This is a genomic window from Pedobacter sp. BAL39 (assembly GCF_000170795.1).
Classification (GTDB): domain Bacteria; phylum Bacteroidota; class Bacteroidia; order Sphingobacteriales; family Sphingobacteriaceae; genus Pedobacter.
Window position 1 is genome coordinate 160,448 of the sequence record NZ_ABCM01000006.1, and the last position, 22,837, is coordinate 183,284.

Sequence of the window (22,837 nt, forward strand, 5' to 3'; positions counted from 1 at the left end):
CTTTGTATCCCGTACAAAAACAATAAAGGCCGCACAAAAGCGCCTTTTATCACAAACACAAAACATGACTAAGTATATTTTTGTTACGGGCGGTGTTACTTCCTCATTAGGTAAGGGCATCATCTCCGCTTCATTAGCCAAATTATTACAAGCTAGAGGTTACAGTGTAGCCATCCAAAAATTCGACCCCTATATCAATATAGATCCGGGAACATTGAATCCTTATGAACATGGCGAATGTTATGTCACAGAAGATGGAGCAGAAACAGATCTTGACCTTGGTCATTACGAACGCTTTCTAAACGTACCTACTTCACAGGCCAACAACATCACTACCGGCCGCATCTATCAGAATGTCATCAACAAGGAAAGACAGGGTGAGTACCTTGGAAAAACCGTTCAGGTGGTCCCTCACATTACAGATGAAATCAAACGCAACATGCGTATCCTTGGTGATTCAGGCAAGTTCGACATCGTCATCACTGAGCTCGGTGGTACTGTGGGCGACATTGAGTCTCTGCCTTTCATCGAGGCGGTACGTCAGTTTAAATGGGAAGAAGGAACAAGCAATGCCATCGTCATTCACCTGACCCTCATCCCTTACCTTGCTGCTGCCGGAGAACTGAAAACAAAACCAACACAACACTCCGTAAAAGCATTACTGGAGTATGGCATCCAACCGGACATTCTCGTGTGTCGTACTGAACGCCCGATCAATCAGGACATCCGTAAAAAAATAGCCTTGTTCTGTAACGTAAACATCAATGCAGTAATCGAATCTGCGGATGCATCTACCATATATGATGTGCCTTTGCTGATGATGAAAGAGCAACTGGACAAAACTGTACTGACAAAACTGAAACTGGCCCATAAGAATGAGCCTGATATGGAAAGCTGGAAAGACTTCCTTGGCCGACTGAAGAACCCTACTGCAGAAGTTAAAATTGGTCTTGTTGGGAAGTATGTTGAACTTCCTGATGCTTATAAATCAATCATTGAATCTTTTGTACATGCAGGCGCTAAAAATGAATGTAAAGTAAAGGTGGAATACATCCACTCTGAAGGTATCTACCCTGATAACGCAAAAGAGAAACTTGCGCATCTTGACGGCGTGCTGGTAGCTCCGGGATTCGGAAGCCGCGGTATTGAAGGAAAAATTGATACCATCAAATATGTAAGAGAGCAGGAAGTGCCTTTCTTTGGGATTTGCCTGGGTATGCAGTGTGCTGTTATTGAGTTCGGAAGAAATGTACTTGGTCTGCAGGATGCCAATACCACTGAAATCAATGAGGAAACCGGACACGCGGTGATCAATATGATGGAAGATCAGAAGAAAGTAACCAATAAAGGTGGCACGATGCGCCTGGGATCTTATCCTTGCGACCTTAAAAAAGGTACGAAAGCTTATGCTGCTTATGGAAAAGCACACATCACGGAACGCCACAGACATCGTTATGAGTTCAATAACGCCTATCTGAAACAATATGAAGATGCAGGAATGATTGCTTCAGGATTAAATCCGGAAAGTAATCTGGTGGAAATTGTAGAATTGAAAAATCATCCTTTCTTTGTTGGCGGCCAGTTTCACCCTGAATTAAAATCAACAGTTGCGAATCCTCACCCACTTTTTGTTAAATTTGTCGCCGCCGCGATGGACTTTGCAAAAAAGAAAACAAAATAATACGCGTTTAAATAATTATAATGGATAGAAATACGTTTACAGGACTTTTCCTGATCATGATCGTTTTGGCTGGTTCCTTTTATTTTTTTAGTCCCAGTCAGACTGAAATCAATAAAGAAAAGGAAAGGATTGCCGCTGATTCTCTAAAGAAAACCACAAAGGCAGTCACGCCTGCTGCTACTGCTCCTACCGTTCCTGCGGTAGATTCTGCAGCATTAAAAGGACCATTTGGTGGAAACATCACTGGCACCGCTCAGACTACAGTGCTTGAAAATGAGCAATTGAAACTGACACTGACCAACAAAGGCGGAAGGATCCTTTCTGTAGTGGTAAAAGATCAGAAGACTTATGAAGGTAAACCGGTAGTCCTCTTCGATGGGGACCAAAACAAATTTGGGTTGAACCTGAACATCGGTGGAAAATTGGTCAATACCAATGACCTTTATTTTACCCCGACAAACAACGGAAATTCCGTAACCATGCGCGCTACTTATCTGGGCAACCAATATGTAGAGTATGTGTACGACCTGCAGGCCAAAAGCAACAACGTTGGCTTCAAGATCAACCTGAACGGAATGAACCAGGTAATCCAGAACAATGCCATTAACCTGAACTGGGAAACGGTACTGCTGGAACAGGAAAAATCAGGCAAAAAGGAAAAGGAACATGCTGCTCCTTATTATAAATACGTAAATGAAAGCCCTGATCACCTCAGCATTGCAAAGGACGAGAAAGAAGATCTTAAGGAAGGTAAAATTGAATGGTTCTCTTTCAAACAACAGTTCTTCTCTGCAGTACTACTCCCTAAAGAGGCTTTTGAAAAAGGAGACCTTGAAGTAAAAGTAAGTACCCAACCGGGACAGATCAAATGGTATGCGGCCAATATGGAGCTGAAATTCAACCAGCTGGCGTCCCAGTCTTATGCTATGGACTTCTATTTCGGAACCAACAAATTCTCTTCTTTGAAGGATCAGGGACATGAAATTGAAAAACTGGTAGACATGGGCTACTGGCCACTAAAATATATCAACAGATTTGTGGTATTGCCTGTATTCAAGTTCCTGGAAGGTTTCGGATGGAACTATGGCCTCATCATCCTGGTGCTGACCATCATGCTTAAAGTAGCCATGTCACCGTTAACTTACAAGTCGTATACCTCAATGGCTAAAATGAGAATTCTCAAACCGGAAATGGACGAGATCAAAGCCAAAGTAGGGGAAGACAACCCAACCCTGCTGCAACAGGAATACCTCAAACTATATAAACAAGTTGGTGTAAATCCTCTGGGAGGTTGTTTGCCAATGCTGCTGCAGCTGCCTTTTGTAATGGCTTTCTTCTTCTTCTTTCCGAACTTGTTCGAGCTGAGAGGGGAAAGTTTCCTTTGGATGAAAGACCTCTCCACTTATGATGACTTCATCAAATTTGGTTTCACACTTCCGTTTATCGGAGACCACCTGAGTTTGATGTGCGTATTGATGACCATCTCTACCCTCATCTATACTTATTTCAATAACCAGATTTCAGGCGCTACAGGCCAGATGAAATACATCGGATACATCATGCCAATCGTATTCCTTGGTGTATTAAACAGCTACCCTTCAGGTTTGAACTATTATTATTTCCTGGCGAACATGCTGACTTTCGCGCAACAGTTCCTGATCAAATCTATGGTTGATGATGAAAAGATCCACCGTACGCTACAGGAAAACAAAACCAAACCTGCTGAGCAGAAAAAGAAATCAAAATTTCAGACCAGGTTAGATGACTATATGCGTCAGCAACAAAAAACACAGATCCAATCTAAAAAAGGAAAATAATCTGCTTTTCAAAGCATAACCCTGAAAGGCCTGCCTCATGAACATGAGGCGGGCCTTTTGACTTTAATACACTTCTCAATGCGGGCTATTTACTATTCAAATTGTAAAAATTTGGTTCTATTCGTGATTATCTGTTAAAAAATTCTAATTTTTAGATGATTGTTTCAAAATGACCCAGATATCATGTATAAAAACTTTACCCTAGTTTTAATTTTCCTCAGCAGTTTCAGCTTTGCACAGAAAAAACCCCTGGACCATAGTGTCTACGACAGCTGGGAGTCCATATTATCCAAACAGCTATCCAATAATGGAATTTGGGCGATGTATGGCATTACACAGCAGGAAGGTGATGCAACACTGTACATGAACAACCAGCAGACCAACGCGTCCTTAAAAGCAGCCCGTGGCTTCAACGGATCTTTCAGCAATGATAGCAGGTACGCCGTTTTTATGATCAAACCATTTTTTAAAGACACACGACTGGCCCGGATAAAAAAGAAAAAGGTAGAGGAGATGACCAGAGATAGTTTGGGGATCGCCAACCTTGCTAACCTGACCATCATCAAAATCCCAAGGGTTAAGTCGTTCCGCATGCCGGAAAAGGGAACTGGTATATTGGCTTATCAACTTGAAAAACCTCTTGATACAGCCAGGAAAAAGAACCCATCCTCCGCATCAGAGCCAACAAAAGACAACCTTGATTTTTTTGCCGATGATGAAAAAAGCAACACCAAAAAAGAGGAAGGAACTGACCTCATTGTCAGAAACCTACTCACTGGTACTGAACAGACCTTTAAATATGTGAAAGACTATGCCTTTAGCAAGAATGGAAAACAGCTGGTATTTGCCACTCTGGCTCCTAAAAAAGACAGCACAGCACGGGTAGGTGTCTTTGTGCTCAACACAGAAAAAGGTACCCTGAAAAACCTCGTTAAAGGAAAGGGAAATTTCAGGAACTTCGTTTTTGATGAGGAAAGTGAATACCTCGCTTTCCTCGGAGAACAGGATCCTGAAAAACAGGAAGTCAAAAACTATAACATCTATTACAATTCCCTTTCATTAGACACCGCCCAGGTTCTGGTGGACAACAGCATTCCGGGTATGCCTGCAAAATGGTCGGTCAGCGGTGATGGCAAACTGATGTTCAGCAAGGATAGCCGTAAATTATTTTTTGGGATCGCCCCGCTCAAACAAGCAAAGGATACCACCCTAGTAGATTTCGAACATGCGAAACTGGACATCTGGGGTTATAAAGATGACTACCTGCAACCGATGCAATTGAAAAATGCAGAAAAAGAATCTCAAAGATCTTACCTCACGGTGATTGACATCTTCAATGGTAATCCCAAAATCGTTCCGCTTACTGATCTGAAAACGCCCGATGCAGCATTGATCAGCGAAGGAAATGCTGACCATGTACTGGCATCCACTGACTTTGGCAACCGTGTGCAGTTACAATGGACGGTAAGCGCCATACGCGACTATTATCTGGTCAACACACAAACCGGTCAGCGTAAGAAGATCATCTCTGCGCTCTCGGGCTCCGCCAGCGCCTCCCCTGATGGAAAATATGTCATTTATTTTAATGAACAGACCGGTCTTTACCATACCTATCAGATAGAAACCGGAAAAATCAGCACACTCAATGAAGGTTTTCAAGTATCACTTGTTGATGAAGAAAACGATGTGCCGGCAGCTCCGGACGCCTATGGTATCGCAGGATGGACAAAAGATGATAAATCGGTACTGATCTATGACCGCTACGACATCTGGTCGTTCTCTCCTGATGGAAAAACAACAGCGCAGAACGTCACAGGTGGTTATGGCCGACAAAACAAGATTACCTTCCGCTATGTACAGCTGGATGAGGAACAACGTTTTCTGGAAAGGAATGAACATGTATGGCTGACCGCTTTTAATAACGTCAGCAAGGAAAACGGTTTCTATAAGAAAAATATTGGCGATCAAAAAGCTCCGGAACTGGTGGTCATGGGTAAATTCAAATACTCGACACTCATCAAAGCTAAAGATGAGGACGCTTATGTATATGATAAAGGAAACTATCAGCTCTCGCCAAACGTGTATGTGTCCAAAGACCTGAAGTCGGAAACAAAATTGAGCAACACCAACCTTCAGCAGCAGAATTACAACTGGGGTACTGCAGAACTGGTAACCTGGACGACACCTAAAGGTTTCAAATCTGATGGTATCCTCTATAAACCTGAGAACTTCGACCCCTTAAAGAAATACCCTATGATCGTTTACTTCTATGAGAAGCTTTCTGAAGGGCTATACAGCTATCAACCTCCCGCGCCTACACCATCCAGGCTAAACATTCCTTTTTTTGTTAGCAATGGTTACCTGGTATTCGCACCAGACATCAGCTATGAAAAAGGCTACCCTGGCCGCTCTGCTGAGGAGTTTATCAATTCGGGTGTTGAAGCGCTCAAGAAAAATAGCTGGGTTGACGGCACGAAAATCGGTATACAAGGACAAAGCTGGGGCGGATACCAGGTGGCACACCTGATCACCAGAACAAACATGTATGCCGCAGCATGGTCGGGTGCGCCCGTCGTTAACATGACTTCCGCCTACGGTGGCATGCGCTGGGAAAGTGGTATGAACAGACAATTTCAATATGAAAGAACACAAAGCCGCATCGGGGCCACACTTTGGGAAAAACCGGAACTATATATCGAAAACTCCCCATTATTCTCTTTGCCAAAGGTGAACACACCTGTAGTAATCATGGCCAACGACGCCGATGGTGCTGTGCCATGGTACCAGGGCATTGAGATGTTCACAGGGCTGCGACGCCTCGGGAAACCTGTATGGTTGTTAAACTATAACAATGAAGCTCATAACCTGATCCTGCGCCAGAACAGGAAAGATATCCAGATCCGCGAACAGCAATTTTTTGATTATTACCTGAAGGGGGCAAAAGCACCTGCATGGATGACATCTGGTATTCCGGCAACTGAAAAAGGTAAAACATGGGGATTTGATTTGACAGATGAAAAACCTTAATACTTCTTCATTAACGACGGACTTCCCTTTTTTCAAGGCCGCAGCAGTGACAGATAGATTCTTCAAACATCATGAACTGCTACTGTTTATGGAGAAACTACCTGCGGAATTTGACCGCCGAATTGTGGGTTATTCAGAAGAAAACCGCAGTATATCGCTCATCAGCTGGGGCAAAGGTCCTGTAAAGGTTTTTCTATGGAGCCAGATGCATGGCGATGAGGCAACAGGAACAATGGCGCTGCTAGACCTGATGAATTTCCTCCAGCAGCAATCTTATCAGGAGGAAATCAGCTACCTGGACAGTCATTGTACGCTGTACCTGATGCCAATGGTCAACCCAGATGGTGCTGAGCGCTTCAGCAGACGAAATGCACTCCAGATAGACCTAAATCGGGACTTCATCAAAACAGTCGCAAAAGAATCGGAGGTTTTAAAAAAAACTGCCTCGCAGCTTCAGCCGGACTATGGATTCAATCTCCATGATCAGAACACACTCTGGAGCGTTGAAAATACAAATGCTCAGCTTGACGGTCCCTTACCGGCTGCCTTGTCTCTACTGGCACCAGCATATGACAAACAGATCTCCCTAAACAACACCAGAACAAAAGCTACACAAGTGATTGCGGAAATCTATCGGTCCCTGTCTCCTCTCCTGCCCGGTCAGATTGGACGTTTTGACGATGAGTTTGAACCCCGTTCTTTCGGTGATAATTTTCAAGCTTCCGGCATCGCCACCATCCTGCTGGAAGCCGGTGGTTACAAAGATGATCAAGAGAAACAAGAACTCCGCAGATTCTACTTTCTCGCCATTGCTATGGGATTGCAGTCCATTGCCACACACTCTTTTCAAACCATACCGCTAAAGGATTATTTCAGTATTCCCCCAAATACCAAACAGATTTTTCATATCCTCATCAAAGACCTGCAAATCAACGGCAGGACAGTGAGCATCGGAATGAATTATAGGGAATATCCTGTACTTGCGAAAAAAAACACTGAAAGAATCTATTTCGTTGATGATATCGGCGACCTGGACCTTTGGTCGGGCTATCAAATACATGATTCTCCATCACTAAATGTCTTGGGAACGCCTAAATTTGAGGAGGCTGCTGATTTTGATCTTTTCGACGGGACACAGTTAATATTATCGTTTAAAAAAGGGATATTAGCAGTCTGACACTAATCAAGGTTAACCCGAAAATCAATCCATGGCATTAAGCAGAATCTGGTCCGCATTCATCATCATTGCAATAGTGGTGGCAAGTATCAAATGTTTCTTTTTCGGGCAGAGTGATATTTTCAACTGGATGGTCATTGGAAAAGCAGATGATGCGGGTAATCCGTTAAAGGTAGATGGCATCATTGAAACCTGCTGGACGGCGGTAAACATCTGTCTGAAGCTCGTCGGCATCATGGCCCTTTTTATGGGTTTTATGAGCATTGCTGAAAAAGCCGGTGGCATCAGGTTATTGTCCAGGATCATCGGTCCTTTCTTTTCAAAACTTTTTCCCGAAGTTCCTAAAGGACATCCCGCAACGGGCCATATGGTCATGAACTTTTCTGCCAACCTGCTGGGGCTCGACAATGCGGCCACTCCTTTTGGACTGAAAGCCATGGAAAGCCTGCAGGAACTCAACCCCAATAAAGACACTGCATCGAATGCACAGATAATGTTCCTGTGCCTTCATGCCTCCGGACTTACGTTAATACCAGTAAGCATCATCGCAGTGAGGGCTTCTCTAAATTCCGCAAATCCTACAGACATCTTCATCCCCTGCATGATTGCGACCTTTGTAGCAACCATGGCTGCCATGTTTATTGTTTCCTTCAAACAGAAAATCAACGTTTTCCAACCAGTAATCCTCGTCTGGGTACTGAGCATCTCTGCCATAATCGCAGCCCTGGTCTTTTACCTCACGCATTTACAGGTTGCTGAACTGCAGTCTTTCTCGGGAATTCTCAGCAATGGACTGCTGCTCTTGATCTTTTTTCTGATCGTACTGGGAGGACTTTATAAAAACATTAATGTGTACGAATCTTTTGTTGAAGGTGCCAAAGGAGGATTCGATACTGCCATCAGGATCATCCCCTATCTTGTGGGCATGCTCGTGGCCATCAGTCTCCTGCGTACCAGCGGCACATTTGACATCATCATCGATGCCATGAAGCAGGTATGTACTTTTCTTGGTGCCGATTCAAGGTTTATAGACGGAATCCCTACAGCACTCATTAAACCACTGAGTGGAAGCGGCGCCAGAGGAATGATGATAGATACCATGACGACCCATGGAGCAGACTCATTTGCAGGTAGACTTTCCAGTATACTTCAGGGATCTTCAGACACTACATTTTACGTCATTGCAGTTTACTTTGGAGCAGTGAGCATAAAAAATACCAGATATGCAGTAGGTGCAATGCTGCTGGCAGACCTTGTGGGCATCTGCACCGCAATTGGCCTGTGTTACTTGTTCTTCGGATAGTGATCAATACACCACCTGGAGTTAAACATCTGATATGTTTTTAGTTATACCAGATTTTCAGCAGATTTACTTGACGACAATTTGTTGATGATCTGGTCAAGTATTCCCGGTTCAACTCCTGTATATCTTGAAGAATGCCAGGTACTATTGGCATCCAGCCATACACAGAAAGAATGATATCCGTCTAAAATCACGGCATAGGTTTCATGAAAATCATCCTGAATCCGCATACAGAAGCCACTTACCGGTTTGCCTTGAACGTTTAAGTGGAAGTTGAGATAGCTACTAAGCATAATTTATATCAGGTTAGGTCTGGATGTAACAAATATCATTTTAAAATGTTTAACCTGCTTTAAGGTACAATTATATTATTGTAAAGGAACTTATACGAATAAGGCCTTTGCAGTCCTTTTACTTTACCTTATCTTCAAACATAAATTAAAATGAGCATGTCAACTAAACAAATAACAGCAATTACAGAGCTGGACAGATCACATTATAGGACCAAAATCTATGCAGACGGACATTTTATCTATGCGGACGAACCTGAGGAACTGGGGGGCAGCAATGAGGGGATGGCGCCAGGGGCATTGTTACTGGCCAGTCTTGGCAGTTGCACGGCCATAACCATCAGAATGTATGCCGACCGGAAACAGCTAAAACTGGAACACATTAAAATAGAGCTGGCGATCTGTCCTGAAGAGGAAATGAATAAAGAAACAACCATCACCAGAAAAATCCACCTGACCGGCACACTCACGGGCGCAGAACAGGAACGCTTGATGCAAATTGCAGACAAGTGCCCCATCCACAAATTATTGAGCAACCCAATAAGAATACAGACTTTCTGATTCGGCTTGCTAAAAAATAGATTGACTTACCATTTATTGAATAAGAACCTGATTTAGTGTTGTTTAAATTTAATTATTTGATTTAGCTTGAGTTTATACTAATTTTATTAGCATATTTACAGAAATAATCATTTTGTTTTCAATTTCATGTTGTACGCTGTAGTAGATATAGAAACCACCGGAGGACACGCATCAGGAAACGGGATTACTGAAATTTCCATTCTGGTGCACAACGGGCATTCCATAGTGCAGAATTATGAAACCCTTATCAATCCCGGACAGTATATTCCAGCCCATATTGAAGCCTTAACCGGCATCAGTAATGAGATGGTCGAGACCGCTCCCTCCTTTAACCAGGTTGCCGCAGAGGTTTACCAACTTCTTCATGATAAGATCTTCGTTGCCCATAATGTCAATTTTGATTTTTCTTTTATCAGACATCAGCTTGGCGTATGTGGTTACGAGCTGTCGTGTAGAAAACTTTGCACGGTAAGAATGAGCCGCAAAATCATCCCTGGACACCGTTCCTACAGTCTCGGAAAATTATGCGCTGCATTAAATATCTCACTCAATAATAGGCACAGGGCTGGTGGTGATGCTGCTGCCACTGCGGAACTCCTGACACTGCTGCTTGACAAGGACAGCGAAGGTATTATCCAGCAATCTTTAAAGGTAAGCTCCAAAGAACAGGCTTTACCGCCAAATTTACCACGTGCACAGGTAGACCGCCTGCCATCCGGATCCGGAGTGTATTACTTTAAGGATCAAAAAGGAAAGGTAATTTATGTAGGAAAAGCCAAAAACATTAAAAAGCGTGTTTGTTCACATTTTAGCGGAAACAACAGTGGCAGACAAAGGCAGGAGTTTCTAAAAAACATCTATATGGTTGATTTTGAAGTTTGCGGTACCGAGCTGATGGCATTCATACTCGAGGCTGCAGAAATCAAACACTACTGGCCTGATAACAACCGCGCTATGAAACGTTATGAGCAAAAATACGCCATATTTACTTTTGAAGATCAACGTGGGTACATGAGGCTGGGAATTGATAAGTACAGGCATAATGTTCCCGCCCTATATAGTTTCAATACGATACTTGAAGGCCACAACACCCTCAAAACCTTAATCAAAGAACACCTGCTCTGCGAAAAACTCTGTTACATACAAAAGAACAGGATTGCCTGCACAGCGCAGGCAGAAGGGAACTGTAGTGGTGCTTGCATTGGAAAGGAATCTGCAGCATCCTATAATGTCAGGGTTAAATTTGCCATTAAACAATTGAAATCCATGCTACCGACCTTCGCACTGATTGATCAGGGAAGAACAGATGACGAACAGAGCTGCATCCTGGTGGAAGAAGGTAAGTTTTATGGTATGGGTTATATCTCCCAATATTCAGACATCAATGAACCGGGACTGCTGAAATCAGTATTGAAACCTTATCCTTCCAATGATTATATCATGCACATCATTTTTTCGCATACTGAACAATTCCCACAAAAGAAAATAGCGATTTAATCGCCTGAATTAGTTATCCAGCCAAGTCTGATTTTTTTTTATATATTTTTTTTCGATCCCCTCAGTAAAAACTTAAAAACACACAAACTAGCTAATATCCTAACCGACAAAATGTTAAAAAATAAATTCTAGTTAGACGGGCTTTATTTGCAGCCTATCAGTCTTAGACAGAGGTTTACCGAAGATATTTGAGCAACATTTTTTTTGATTTTTTGATTTTTACTTCTATCTTTGGCGCTCCAAGAGGAAAACGCATCCATAGCTCAGCTGGATAGAGCAACGGTTTTCTAAACCGTAGGTCATAGGTTCGAATCCTATTGGGTGTACGAGATTCATTTCTTAATTAAGTCGACGTTGCTCCAGACGTCGGCTTTTTTTTGTTTTAAGCCCCCATGTTTGCCAGGGGCTCACTGCAGATCAACTTCAGGGCCTGCATCATATATTACAAACTAAACTCATGATATCGTAGTTTACCGGGTCCTCCTCATCCTCAAAACAATTAAAACAACGTAGGTTGATACAGTTTCGCTGTAGACTCCTCAGGACGCAGAAAGTTGGAAATGGAAATACCGAGCAATCGCACTTTCTTGCCTGAAATATCAGCCGCGACCAGCAATGCCTCCGCAATTGAAATGATCATATCCAATTCCCTGATGGGCTCCGAGAAAGACCGGCTACGTGTGATTTGTTTGAAATCGCTGAATTTAATCTTGATCGTCAGCGTCCTGCCGTAAAGTCGATGTTGCTCCATCCTGTTGCAAACTGTTCCCGCAATTTTACAAAGCTCCTCATTCATCTCTGTTAGTAGCTCCAGGTCCTCGGAAAAAGTATCTTCAGCACCAATGGATTTCGTCTCCTGATTGGCCTGAACAGGCCGGTGATCAATGCCCCGGACAATCTTATAAAAAAAATGGCCGCTTTTACCAAACAGATGAACGAGCTCCCCCTCCGTCAGCTTTTTGAGGTCCGCACCTTTATGCAGGCCTCTTATTTTCATTTTCTCCGCCGTAACCTTACCCACACCATGGAACTTCTCCACCGGTAGCTGCTCGATAAACCTTTCAATTTTCGAGGGACCGATAAAAGTGAGCCCATCTGGTTTATCCATGTCGGAGGCTACCTTTGCCACAAACTTATTAATAGATACTCCGGCAGAAGCGGTCAGGTTCAATTCATCTTTGATCGCCTGTTTGATTTCCATAGCAATGTCGATCGCCGATCCGATACCCAGCTTATCTTCCGTAACATCCAGATAGGCCTCGTCCAGTGACAAGGGCTGAATTAAATCTGTATAACGCCTGAATATCTCCCGGATGTGCCGGGACACCTCCTTATAAGCTGCGAAACGCGGGTAAACAAAAATCAGATGAGGACAAAGCTGTAAAGCCCGCTTTGAGGGCATAGCCGAGTGGACACCAAATTTACGTGCTTCATAACTTGCAGTAGCCACAACACCTCCCCGTCCCTCGGGCGATCCGCCAACAGCAATGGCCTTTCCTTTCAGTGATGGATTGTCCCGCTGCTCCACAGAAGCATAAAATGAATCCATGTCAATGTGGATAATCTTACGCTGTTTGTGTTGCTCCTTCTGATCCATAACCTTTGAAGCATTAAAATTAAAAAAAATACGCCTTAAACAAGAAAGGCCTGCAAAATTGCAGGCCTCTCAAATCAATCAAAGTATATTAATTACTTCGCATTTTTCTTCTCAGTAACTTCAGTACGGATATCCTGAGCAAGACCTTTTAAATCTTGCATTGCTTTACGTACTCTTGTACCTGCAGCACCATTTCCTGAATTATAAAATTTGTCTGCATCAGCTTCAACGCTTGCAATAAGTTCTTTAAGTTTCGAGAATTTTTCCATGTTTTTCTTTCGTTTAAGATTGTAAATATATGATATAACGCTTTAAAGTTAATAATTATTGGATTTCCACCAAACGAATATTTTTGACAACACTGCATTTTTCAATCGATAAGCAAACTTTCCACTCTCCAAAGCTATTTAAAGGGCTATTTCGTTTAGATAAAAAAGTGCTTTTTCTTTTATCAAACGCCTGTTTTAATTGAAAAAACCGCTCATTGGAACCTCCGAACAACATGCTTTAAGCGTCTTCACCGCCTTATCTTTGAGCTGCCGTAGCCGCTCCTTACTCAGATGAAACACCGGAACCATATCTTCAAGCCTTGTCTGCGGCATTCCACCAAGCCCGTAATACAAAGACAAAATTTTTTGCTCCCTCGGAGGAAGGATACTCAGCAGCCGCCTGACATTCTCCGCCAGCGACTGCCGGTCCAGCACCGCATCGGCCGCCTCCACTTCCGAATTCCTGATCATATGCCCGAATGTTGTACCGGGCTCTCCCAACAGTATCGGCATATCCAGCGATGTGGTCTTCAACGCACTCATCTGGTAATCCACAACCTTTGTCTCCGGGAGATCCAGCGCTTCAGCAACTTCCTCCAGACTAGGCCTTCGTTCTAGCTTTTGCTCCAGCAGATCAGACGTCCTGTTCAGCCTGGTAATGCCTACAATCTGGTTGCCTGGCAGCCGGATCATCCTGTGCTGATCCGCGATGGCATAAGTGATCGACTGACGGATCCACCAGACTGCAAAAGAAATAAACTTAAACCCCTTCGTATGGTCGTAACGGGATGCCGCTTTGATCAGCCCTAAATTCCCCTCGCTAATTAGGTCTGCAAGACGCAAGCCCATATCCTGATAGTTCTTCGCCACTGATACCACAAAGCGGAGATTTGCACTGACCAACTTATCCAGGGCAGCCCGATCTCCCTCACGCACAATGGAGGCCAGCCGAACCTCCTCCTCCACATTCAACAACTCTATTTTACTGATCTCACTTAAATACTTCTCCAGTGAATCTCCCCCTCTATCGGTAATTGATTTCGATATCCTAATCTGTCTCATCCGCATTAAACCTATTAAATTTTCCTCAACGACTTACGCAAAGTTCGTAAGCGAAAACGATAAATACATTTACTTAATTTATTTCAGGAAATGATGCGGTTTTCAACTTGTTCATCTATCATTTTATAGGTTACAACCCACTATCACTCTTCAAAACAGAATATAATTTGCCGTAAAACCAAAGCGCAAAAAAAACAACAACAATACACTATCTAAAATAACACAAGCAAAAACAACCTCAAATTAATCAAATTAAAGTACATTCGAAGGAGCATCCCATAAAACAAAACAATAAAATGTACACTAAGTAAATATTTTGATAAAAGTTATGCCGTTTTATTTAGATAACATAGACTATCAGATCCTTCTGCAGCTGCAGAAAAATGCCCAACTCACCAATAAAGAGCTTGGATTACGTTTAAAACGCTCCTCATCCTCTATTTTTGACCGTATAAAAAGGATGCAGCAGCTCAGGATCATCAAAGGTTACACCATTGTCATAGACCACGAACAGATTGGCACCTGCCTGATCTCCCACATCCACATCAAACTAAAAGAGCATACCTATCCATCGCTCAAATCTTTTGAAGAAGCCATCCATTCATTTCCGGAGGTCCTGGAATGTGCCAACATCACGGGCCAATATGATTATATGCTGAAGGTCTGCGTTGCTGACATGAGGAGCTACCACAACTTTCTGCGGCATAAGCTCGGCCAGCTGACCAACCTTTCTGCAATACATACTGATACCGTATTGTCAGAAAGTAAACATGACATCGGTTATCCTGTAGCAAACCTAAAACTAATACCTTAAATTTGTTGTTAGTAGCGTAACAGAGATATGGCATTTATAGATTATTATAAAATTCTGGGTATTGACAAAAAAGCTTCGCAGGACGACATCAAGAAAGCCTATAGAAAGCTGGCAAGGAAGTACCATCCCGACCTTAACCCAAATGACCAGGCGGCAAACAAGAAATTTCAGGAAATAAACGAAGCCAATGAGGCTTTAAGCGATCCTGAAAAGCGTAAAAAATACGATGAATATGGAACCAACTGGAAAAATGCTGAACAATATGAACAGGCAGGCCAGTCCCAATCCCGGTCGCGCGGCAGTGGGCAGAACCCATTTTCGGGCGGCGGCTTCGGTGGCGGCGATTTTTCGGATTTCTTTGAATCCATGTTTGGCGGCAGCGCTGCCGGAAGAGGCGGAAGCCCCCGGTATAAAGGCCAGGATTACAATGCAGAGCTGAAACTCAACCTGAGGGATGCTTTCAGTACGCACAAACAAACATTGACGGTAAATGGCAAAAACATCAGGATTACCATCCCCGCAGGTATTGCCGATGGGCAAACAATCAAATTGAGCGGACATGGCGGCCCCGGCACCAACAAAGGCCCGGCAGGCGACCTCTTCATCACCATCCACATCAGCGAAGACAGTACCTTTAAAAGACTGCACAATGACCTTTATAGTAATCAGGAACTTGACTTATACACTGCGGTACTCGGTGGAGAGGTGATGGTAGATACTTTCGACGGCAAGGTAAAACTCAAAGTTCCCGCAGGCACCCAGAATGGCACGAAAGTACGCCTCAAGGGAAAGGGTTTTCCAGTCTATAAAAAAGAAGGCGAAGTTGGCAGCTTGTACATTACCTACCAGATCAAAATACCCACCGACCTCGATGAAAAACAAATTGCACTTTTCCGCGAGCTGCAACAGGGGAATTAAACATCATGAGCTATGGAAACACAATTCATCACCATTACGGAATGCTGTATCAACTATCACATTGATCCCGTATTTATCGACGAACTGGAAGATTCAGGCGTCATCGTCCTGACCATGAAGGAAAAAGAAAAGTATATTCATCACGAACAGCTCGCTGAGCTGGAAAAATACATCCATCTGTACTACGACCTCAACATTAATATTGAAGGCATTGACGCCATCAGGCACCTGCTGCAGAAGATGATCCTCATGCAGCAGGAACTCAACCTACTACAGCAAAAACTACAGTTTCATCAATAAATACTCAACCAACATCATTCTATCATTAAGAAGTTCAACACATTCCATTTATAAACGATTTAATGCCGGACCGCGGAATTGTAGAAAACTAATTTTACTTTTGCCGTATTCATGAAGACTTCCCAACCGTTGTTCGATTTCACTAAAAAAATCGACTACAAAACTGAAATACTTGCAGGCCTCACCGTGGCAATGACCATGATGCCAGAATCCCTGTCTTTTGCCATCCTTGCTGGTTTCCCTCCATTAATGGGTCTTTATGCAGCCTTTATTATGGGACTCGTGACAGCTGTCTTTGGCGGCCGCCCCGGCTTAATCTCTGGTGGCGCCGGTGCAACGGTAGTGGTATTGATTGCACTGATGAAATCCAACGGCATTGAATATGTTTTTGCAGCTGTCGCTATGGCCGGACTCATTCAAATCATCATCGGCCTCCTCAAACTGGGCAAGTTCATACGCCTTGTGCCTCAGCCGGTGATGTTTGGATTCGTAAATGGCCTTGCGGTAATTATCTTCATGGCTCAACTGGAACAGTTCAAAACATTGATCAACGGACAATTGGTATGGATGAGCGGAAATCCCCTATACCTCATGATCGGCCTGGTGCTGCTCACCATCACACTCATCCTGATCTTTCCAAAACTCACCAAAGCCATTCCCGCATCTTTGGCGGCGATTATCGTCGTATTCCTATTGGTGTTCTTCCTTAAAATCGACACCCGTACCGTAAAGGACATCGCCGCAGTAAGTGGTGGTTTCCCGCCATTTCATATCCCATCCATCAGTTTCAGCATGGAAACGCTGACCATCATCTTCCCTTATGCAGTGATCATGGCTTCAGTAGGATTAACAGAAGGCCTCCTGACATTGAACATTGTCGATGAAGTCACCCAGACCAAAGGCAACAGCAATAAAGAATGTATCGCTCAGGGTAGTGCTAACCTCCTGAATGGATTTTTCTCTGGAATGGGTGGCTGCCCGATGATCGCGCAGACTTTTGTGAACCTGAATGCTGGTGCCAGGGCACGTCTCTCTGGAATTGTGGCGGCACTAACCATACTCCTCATCGTTCTTTGCGGGGCACCGGTTATCGAAAAACTACCCATGGCAGCCTTAACAGGGGTGATGATGATGGTTGCCATCGGCACATTTGAATGGATGAGTTTCAGGATCATCAACAAAATGCCTGCACAGGACATCTTTGTGGGCATTGTAGTTGCGGTGATCACTGTCTGGCTGCACAACCTCGCGCTGGCAGTACTGACTGGCGTCATCCTTTCCGCACTTGTGTTTGCCTGGGAAAGCGCAAAAAGAATCCGTGCAAAAAAATACATCGATGTAAATGGTGTCAAACACTACGAAATCTACGGGCCCCTGTTTTTTGGATCAGTCGCGACCTTCAACGAAAAATTCAGCGTCGACGAAGATCCGGAGATGGTCATCATCGATTTCAAAGACAGCAGGATTGCCGATATGTCAGGCATTGATGCCCTTCATAAATTGACCGAACGTTATCAGAAAGCAGGAAAGAAACTGCAGCTCACACACCTCAGTGAAGACTGCCAGACACTGCTAAAAAATGCGTCAGAGGTCATCACCGTAAATATCCTCGAAGATCCAACTTATAAGGTAGCCGTTGGGTAATGTTAAAATAATCAGTCAATTGTTAACACTCCTATTGAAAAATCTTTAAGTTTGCGGTATGAGGTATCTGGCTTTTCTATTCACCATCTTCGTCGTCGCCCTTTCGGTGTGGCCATGCTGTGATGATGAAGCTAAGCCTACCGGCACTGAACAGCATGTCAGCCAATCCAGGGATTGTGACTCCAATGAAAACCCACATGCCTGTTCCCCATTTTTCCATTGTGGTGCATGCCAGTCCTTTGCCATCACTCCTTCCATTGAGCTGCTCAATACCAATGCTGCTCCGGGAAAAGAAATTCAATATATTGAAATTCCTGCAGCACGTGTCATCCTTTTCCCTGGTGACATCTGGCAGCCGCCTCAGCTGGTCTGATTGTATTTACAATGCCTGATCTCTGCTTCAGCGCATTTCTTAACAATTAGTTGACCACCAAAAGCATCTTTTCATGTTTAACAAGATCATTTTATTCTCTATAAAGAATAAATTATCCATTATACTGATGACCTTGGCGCTCATCATCTGGGGAGTCTATTCACTATCAAAGCTCCCCATTGATGCAGTCCCGGACATCACCAACAATCAGGTACAGATCATCTCCCAGGCGCCAAGCCTTGGTGCCCAGGAAGTGGAGCAGTTCATCACTGCCCCCATCGAGCTGGCCATGTCCAATATTCCCGAAATGATCGAAAAAAGATCAATATCCAGATCCGGGATTTCTGTGATCACCATTGTCTTTCAGGATGATACAGACATCTATTGGGCGCGACAGCAAGTTGCTGCGCAGCTCAAGGAAGCCGAAGCCAACATCCCCAGTGGGCTTTCTTCTCCAGCCCTGGCCCCCATCACCACGGGCCTTGGCGAAATCTATCAGTATGTGCTCCATACTAAAAAAGGATATGAGGACAAATTCAGCGCCACCACCCTCCGGACCTTGCAGGACTGGGTGGTAAAAACTCAACTCGCAGGTACTAAAGGCCTTGCTGAAGTAAGCGGCTGGGGCGGTTACGTCAAACAATATGAAATTGCACTCGACAACGACCGCTTGAATTCGTTGAACATTACCATTGCCGACATTTACCAGGCGCTGGAGAACAACAATGAAAATACCGGTGGCTCCTACATTGAGCAGCAAAGTAACTCCTATACCATTCGTGGGCTCGGACAGGTAAAAACACTGTCAGACATAGAGAAAATCGTCGTCAAAAACCCATCTTCGGTGCCCGTCCTGATACGGGATGTCGCCACCGTACAGTTCGGGAACTCCACACGTTATGGCGCCGTCACCAGAAATGGTGAAGGTGAAGTCGTTGCCGGCATCACCCTCATGCTCAAAGGAGAAAACTTTAATGAGGTCATCAAAAACGTAAAGGAACGCATCGTTCAGATTCAGGCCTCATTACCCGAAGGCGTTGTTATTGAGCCCTTCATAGACCGTACTGAGCTTGTTGGCAGGTCCATAAGTACAGTACAGAAAAACCTGATTGAAGGCGCCCTCATCGTGATTTTCGTGCTGCTGCTTTTACTGGGCAACTGGCGGGCAGGGCTGATCGTAGCCTCGGTTATTCCCATATCCATGCTGTTTGCTTTTTCCATGATGAAGGTGTTCGGCGTGTCCGGTAACCTCATGAGCCTGGGTGCCATAGACTTCGGACTCATTGTAGATGGTGCCGTCATTATCGTAGAAGCCATCATTTTCAGACTCAGCAGCATCAATGCTGCCCCTAACCTGCCGGCCATGACCCAGAAGGAAATGGATAAGGAAGTGTATACCGCCGCTTCAAAAATCAGGAACAGTGCTGCCTTTGGGGAAATCATCATCCTCATTGTTTACCTTCCCCTGTTGTCACTCGTAGGCATTGAAGGGAAAATGTTTAAGCCAATGGCCCAAACTGTGGTGTTTGCCATCATTGGCGCCTTCATCCTCTCGCTCACCTACGTGCCTATGATGACCTCACTTTTCCTGAGCAAGCAAACCACTCATAAAAGAAATATATCCGACCGCATCATGGATGCACTGCACCGCATTTACCAGCCTGCACTCATCCGTGTGCTTCAATTCAAAAAGCTGAGCGTCACACTTTCTGCTCTTCTCTTTGTGCTCAGCATCTGCCTGTTTCTGAATATGGGCGGAGAATTTCTCCCACAATTGGAAGAGGGTGATCTGGCTGTTGAAATTGCCATGGCGCAGGGCACCTCGCTGACACAGGTTGTGGAGACATTTGGCAAGGCTGAAAAAATCCTCAAAAAGCAGTTCCCTGAGGTGCGCCAGGTGGTCACCAGGATCGGCAGCGCCGAGATCCCTACAGACCCGATGCCTGTTGAACGTGGCGACATGATGGTGGCCATGGCACCCAAAGAAAGCTGGACATCTGCACACAGCAGAACGGAGATGAGTGAAAAGATGGAGGAGGCCCTCTCCATCCTGCCCGGCGTCAGCGTAGAAATTACTCAACCCATGCAGATGAGGTTCAATGAGCTGATGACGGGTGTCCGTCAGGATGTCGCCATCAAAATTTATGGTGATGAACTGGAGATCCTCAGCGAACAGGCCGAAAAGGTCGCAGCACTGATCAAGGACATTCCCGGTGTAACCGAGCCCTTCGTAGAACAGGTAACCGGACTCCCACAGATCGTCGTCGAATATGACCGTGATAAAATCGCACAATATGGACTGTCCATCAGCACAGTCAACAACCTGCTCAGCACCGCCTTTGCAGGGCATACTGCAGGGGTTGTCTTCGAAGGTGAAAAACGATTTGAAATGGTCGTGCGTCTGCAGCGCGACCTCCGCGAAAACATCTCCAGCATTGAGAACCTGTATATCCCCCTGCCTTCTGGTAACAAGGTACCACTCAACCAGATCGCTTCCATAGCCCTCAAAAATGCTCCCGCACAAATCTCAAGGGAAGATGGCAAAAGAAGGATTTATGTAGGCTTTAATGTGAGTGGCCGGGATGTGCAACGCACGGTGGCCGAAATACAGCCGCTCCTGCAACAAAAGCTCAAACTGCCTTCCGGATATTACATTAGTTATGGTGGTCAGTTTGAAAATCTCATTAAAGCCAAAAGCAGACTCTCGATTGCGGTTCCTGCAGCCCTGCTGCTCATCATGGGTTTGTTATATTTTACGTTCAGATCGTTCAGCCAGACCCTGCTCATCTTCACCGCCGTGCCACTCTCGGCAATCGGCGGCGTTTTTGCCCTGCTCATCAGGGACATGCCCTTCAGCATCTCCGCTGGCGTGGGGTTCATTGCGCTCTTTGGCGTGGCAGTACTCAATGGCATCGTGCTCATTGGTTATTTTAACCAGCTGAAAGCACAGGGCATGACAGATCCATACCAAAGTGTACTGGAAGGTACCAGAGTGCGCCTCCGCCCGGTCATCATGACCGCCGCTGTAGCCTCCTTAGGTTTTCTTCCGATGGCCCTCTCCGGCAGTGCAGGTGCAGAAGTACAGAAACCACTGGCAACAGTAGTCATCGGCGGACTGATTTCAGCCACCTTACTCACCTTATTCATCCTCCCATGTCTGTACCTCTTGTTTACCGGTAAACAATCCGGCTCATCAGCAGGCTCAGTTTCGAGGACAATACTGGCCTTCCTAATGCCTGTGTTCTTGCTGATGGGAAATCCAGAGAGCACACAGGCCCAGACCGTAGAAAAGGCCATTGCCATGAACACCGGACATCCAATAACGAGTCTGGATGAAGTCCTTGAATCTGTCCTCAAAAACAACCTGAAGGTAAAATCCCTGTCGCTCAGCACTGACCAAGCCAGAATGCTGGAAAAAAGTGGTTTTGACCCCGAGAAAACGCAGTTCTCCATTGCCCAGGATCCAACGAGTGGCGGCGGAAACGACAATGCGATCAATGTCACCCAAACCTTCTCCTGGCCTGGCCTCTACCACAACCAGCGAAAAGTACTTGGACTACAAACCGCGCTGTCAGAAAAATCCGGTGCCTATACCAGATCGGAAATCATCCGCGATACCAGACAGGCCTGGCATCACTACCTGTACTACCTGCAGCTCCTCAAAGTTTTGAACTTTCAGGACAGCATATATGGAGCTTTCATTGATAAAGCAGAAGTCAGGTTCAAATCCGGCGAAACCTCCAACCTTGAACTCATGACCGCGCGGACCAAGTATCAGGAAGTACAATCATTAAAAAACACTGCAAAAGCGGGACTGAAAATACAGGAACTCCAGCTCCAGCAACTCATGAATGAAAAACGGCCACTGAAGCCCACCGTTCAGGAACTAAAACCGCTGACTTTAACGGATGCAGATACCATCGCAACCAGCAGCAACCCCTTGATCGCTTATTACGGACAACAGGTGGAACTGGCTGCGGCAAGGGTCAAACTGCAGCAGTCACGTGCCATGCCGGACTTTAGCCTCGGCTACAGTCAGCAGCTTGTGATCCGTTCGTTTGATCCTGCAAACCTCAACCGTGATTACACTCCAGGCACCCGTATCGCTGGCATTCAGCTGGGCGTAGCCGTACCTGTCTTTAATAAGGCGGGACGCGCAAAGGTGAGGTCAGAAAAAATCGCAGCCCAACTTGCTTCAAATGAACGCCAGCAGGCTCAGAACCAGCTCGACCTCCAGTATCAGCAAAAGCTCCAGGAATACCAGAATGCCAGCCAGATGCTCAGCTATTACCAAACCACGGGAGCCAGACAGGCGGATGAACAACTGCGCATTGCACAGGTGTCTTTTGACCTCGGCGAGATCGGGTACATGGAGTACATACAAAATACAGCACTAGCCATCCAAAGTAAAATCAGCTACCTTGAAACGCTGAATCAATTCAATCAAACTGCCATTGAACTGGCATTTATCAAAGGAGAATAAGAT

The 22,837-nt window shown here is 44.9% G+C and carries 17 protein-coding genes and 1 tRNA gene; 14 read left to right on the forward strand and 4 right to left on the reverse strand.

Going from position 1 to position 22,837, the window contains the following annotated elements:
• Positions 1-64 precede the first annotated feature (64 nt).
• From PBAL39_RS10175 to PBAL39_RS10195, 5 genes are all read left to right on the forward strand, one after another.
• A complete protein-coding gene (locus PBAL39_RS10175; protein WP_008240977.1) occupies positions 65-1,681 on the forward strand; it encodes a CTP synthase in 1,617 nt (538 codons plus the stop codon).
• Between the two features lie 20 nt (positions 1,682-1,701).
• A complete protein-coding gene (yidC, locus tag PBAL39_RS10180; RefSeq protein ID WP_008240979.1) occupies positions 1,702-3,498 on the forward strand; it encodes a membrane protein insertase YidC in 1,797 nt (598 codons plus the stop codon).
• Positions 3,499-3,681: 183 nt separating this feature from the next.
• Entirely contained in the window at positions 3,682-6,525 is a 2,844-nt protein-coding gene (locus tag PBAL39_RS10185) for a prolyl oligopeptidase family serine peptidase (RefSeq protein WP_008240980.1), read from the forward strand.
• Positions 6,512-7,702, forward strand: coding sequence for a M14 family zinc carboxypeptidase (locus PBAL39_RS10190; protein WP_008240982.1), 1,191 nt, complete (start codon positions 6,512-6,514; stop codon positions 7,700-7,702). Before PBAL39_RS10185 ends, PBAL39_RS10190 begins: the two co-directional genes overlap by 14 nt.
• A gap of 31 nt (positions 7,703-7,733) precedes the next feature.
• Positions 7,734-9,005, forward strand: a complete 1,272-nt coding sequence (locus PBAL39_RS10195; RefSeq protein ID WP_008240985.1) for a nucleoside recognition domain-containing protein — start codon at positions 7,734-7,736, stop codon at positions 9,003-9,005.
• Positions 9,006-9,049: 44 nt separating this feature from the next.
• On the opposite strand, the gene PBAL39_RS10200 is transcribed toward PBAL39_RS10195, so the two are convergent.
• On the reverse strand, positions 9,050-9,298 hold the full coding sequence (locus PBAL39_RS10200) for a hypothetical protein (RefSeq protein ID WP_039866388.1): 249 nt from the start codon (positions 9,296-9,298) through the stop codon (positions 9,050-9,052).
• Positions 9,299-9,454: 156 nt separating this feature from the next.
• On the opposite strand from PBAL39_RS10200, the gene PBAL39_RS10205 reads away from it, so the two are divergent.
• The 3 genes from PBAL39_RS10205 to PBAL39_RS10215 all read left to right on the forward strand — a co-directional run bounded on the left by PBAL39_RS10205 (position 9,455) and on the right by PBAL39_RS10215 (position 11,700).
• Positions 9,455-9,856, forward strand: coding sequence for an OsmC family protein (locus tag PBAL39_RS10205; protein ID WP_039866422.1), 402 nt, complete (start codon positions 9,455-9,457; stop codon positions 9,854-9,856).
• Positions 9,857-10,003: 147 nt separating this feature from the next.
• Positions 10,004-11,374, forward strand: a complete 1,371-nt coding sequence (locus tag PBAL39_RS10210) for an exonuclease domain-containing protein (RefSeq protein WP_008240991.1) — start codon at positions 10,004-10,006, stop codon at positions 11,372-11,374.
• Positions 11,375-11,626: 252 nt separating this feature from the next.
• Positions 11,627-11,700: transfer RNA gene (locus tag PBAL39_RS10215), tRNA-Arg, on the forward strand.
• Between the two features lie 173 nt (positions 11,701-11,873).
• On the opposite strand, the gene dinB is transcribed toward PBAL39_RS10215, so the two are convergent.
• From dinB to PBAL39_RS10230, 3 genes are all read right to left on the reverse strand, one after another.
• Positions 11,874-12,971 (reverse strand): DNA polymerase IV, encoded by a 1,098-nt coding sequence (gene dinB, locus PBAL39_RS10220; protein ID WP_008240992.1) that lies wholly within the window; start codon positions 12,969-12,971, stop codon positions 11,874-11,876.
• Between the two features lie 92 nt (positions 12,972-13,063).
• Entirely contained in the window at positions 13,064-13,240 is a 177-nt protein-coding gene (locus tag PBAL39_RS10225; protein ID WP_008240994.1) for a hypothetical protein, read from the reverse strand.
• Between the two features lie 195 nt (positions 13,241-13,435).
• Positions 13,436-14,302 carry an RNA polymerase sigma factor RpoD/SigA gene (locus PBAL39_RS10230; RefSeq protein WP_008240995.1) on the reverse strand — a complete coding sequence of 289 codons (867 nt, stop codon included), beginning with the start codon at positions 14,300-14,302 and terminating at the stop codon, positions 13,436-13,438.
• Between the two features lie 328 nt (positions 14,303-14,630).
• Between PBAL39_RS10230 and PBAL39_RS10235 the strand changes: the two genes are divergently transcribed.
• From PBAL39_RS10235 to PBAL39_RS10260, 6 genes are all read left to right on the forward strand, one after another.
• Positions 14,631-15,116, forward strand: coding sequence for an Lrp/AsnC family transcriptional regulator (locus PBAL39_RS10235; protein ID WP_008240996.1), 486 nt, complete (start codon positions 14,631-14,633; stop codon positions 15,114-15,116).
• A gap of 27 nt (positions 15,117-15,143) precedes the next feature.
• On the forward strand, positions 15,144-16,034 hold the full coding sequence (locus tag PBAL39_RS10240) for a DnaJ C-terminal domain-containing protein (protein WP_008240997.1): 891 nt from the start codon (positions 15,144-15,146) through the stop codon (positions 16,032-16,034).
• Positions 16,035-16,046: 12 nt separating this feature from the next.
• On the forward strand, positions 16,047-16,334 hold the full coding sequence (locus PBAL39_RS10245) for a chaperone modulator CbpM (RefSeq protein WP_008240998.1): 288 nt from the start codon (positions 16,047-16,049) through the stop codon (positions 16,332-16,334).
• A 111-nt stretch (positions 16,335-16,445) separates the two neighbouring features.
• Complete coding sequence (locus tag PBAL39_RS10250; RefSeq protein ID WP_008240999.1) at positions 16,446-17,978, forward strand: SulP family inorganic anion transporter; 1,533 nt, start codon at positions 16,446-16,448, stop codon at positions 17,976-17,978.
• Positions 17,979-18,036: 58 nt separating this feature from the next.
• Positions 18,037-18,351, forward strand: a complete 315-nt coding sequence (locus tag PBAL39_RS10255; RefSeq protein WP_008241000.1) for a hypothetical protein — start codon at positions 18,037-18,039, stop codon at positions 18,349-18,351.
• Between the two features lie 73 nt (positions 18,352-18,424).
• On the forward strand, positions 18,425-22,834 hold the full coding sequence (locus PBAL39_RS10260; protein ID WP_008241001.1) for a CusA/CzcA family heavy metal efflux RND transporter: 4,410 nt from the start codon (positions 18,425-18,427) through the stop codon (positions 22,832-22,834).
• Positions 22,835-22,837 lie beyond the last annotated feature (3 nt).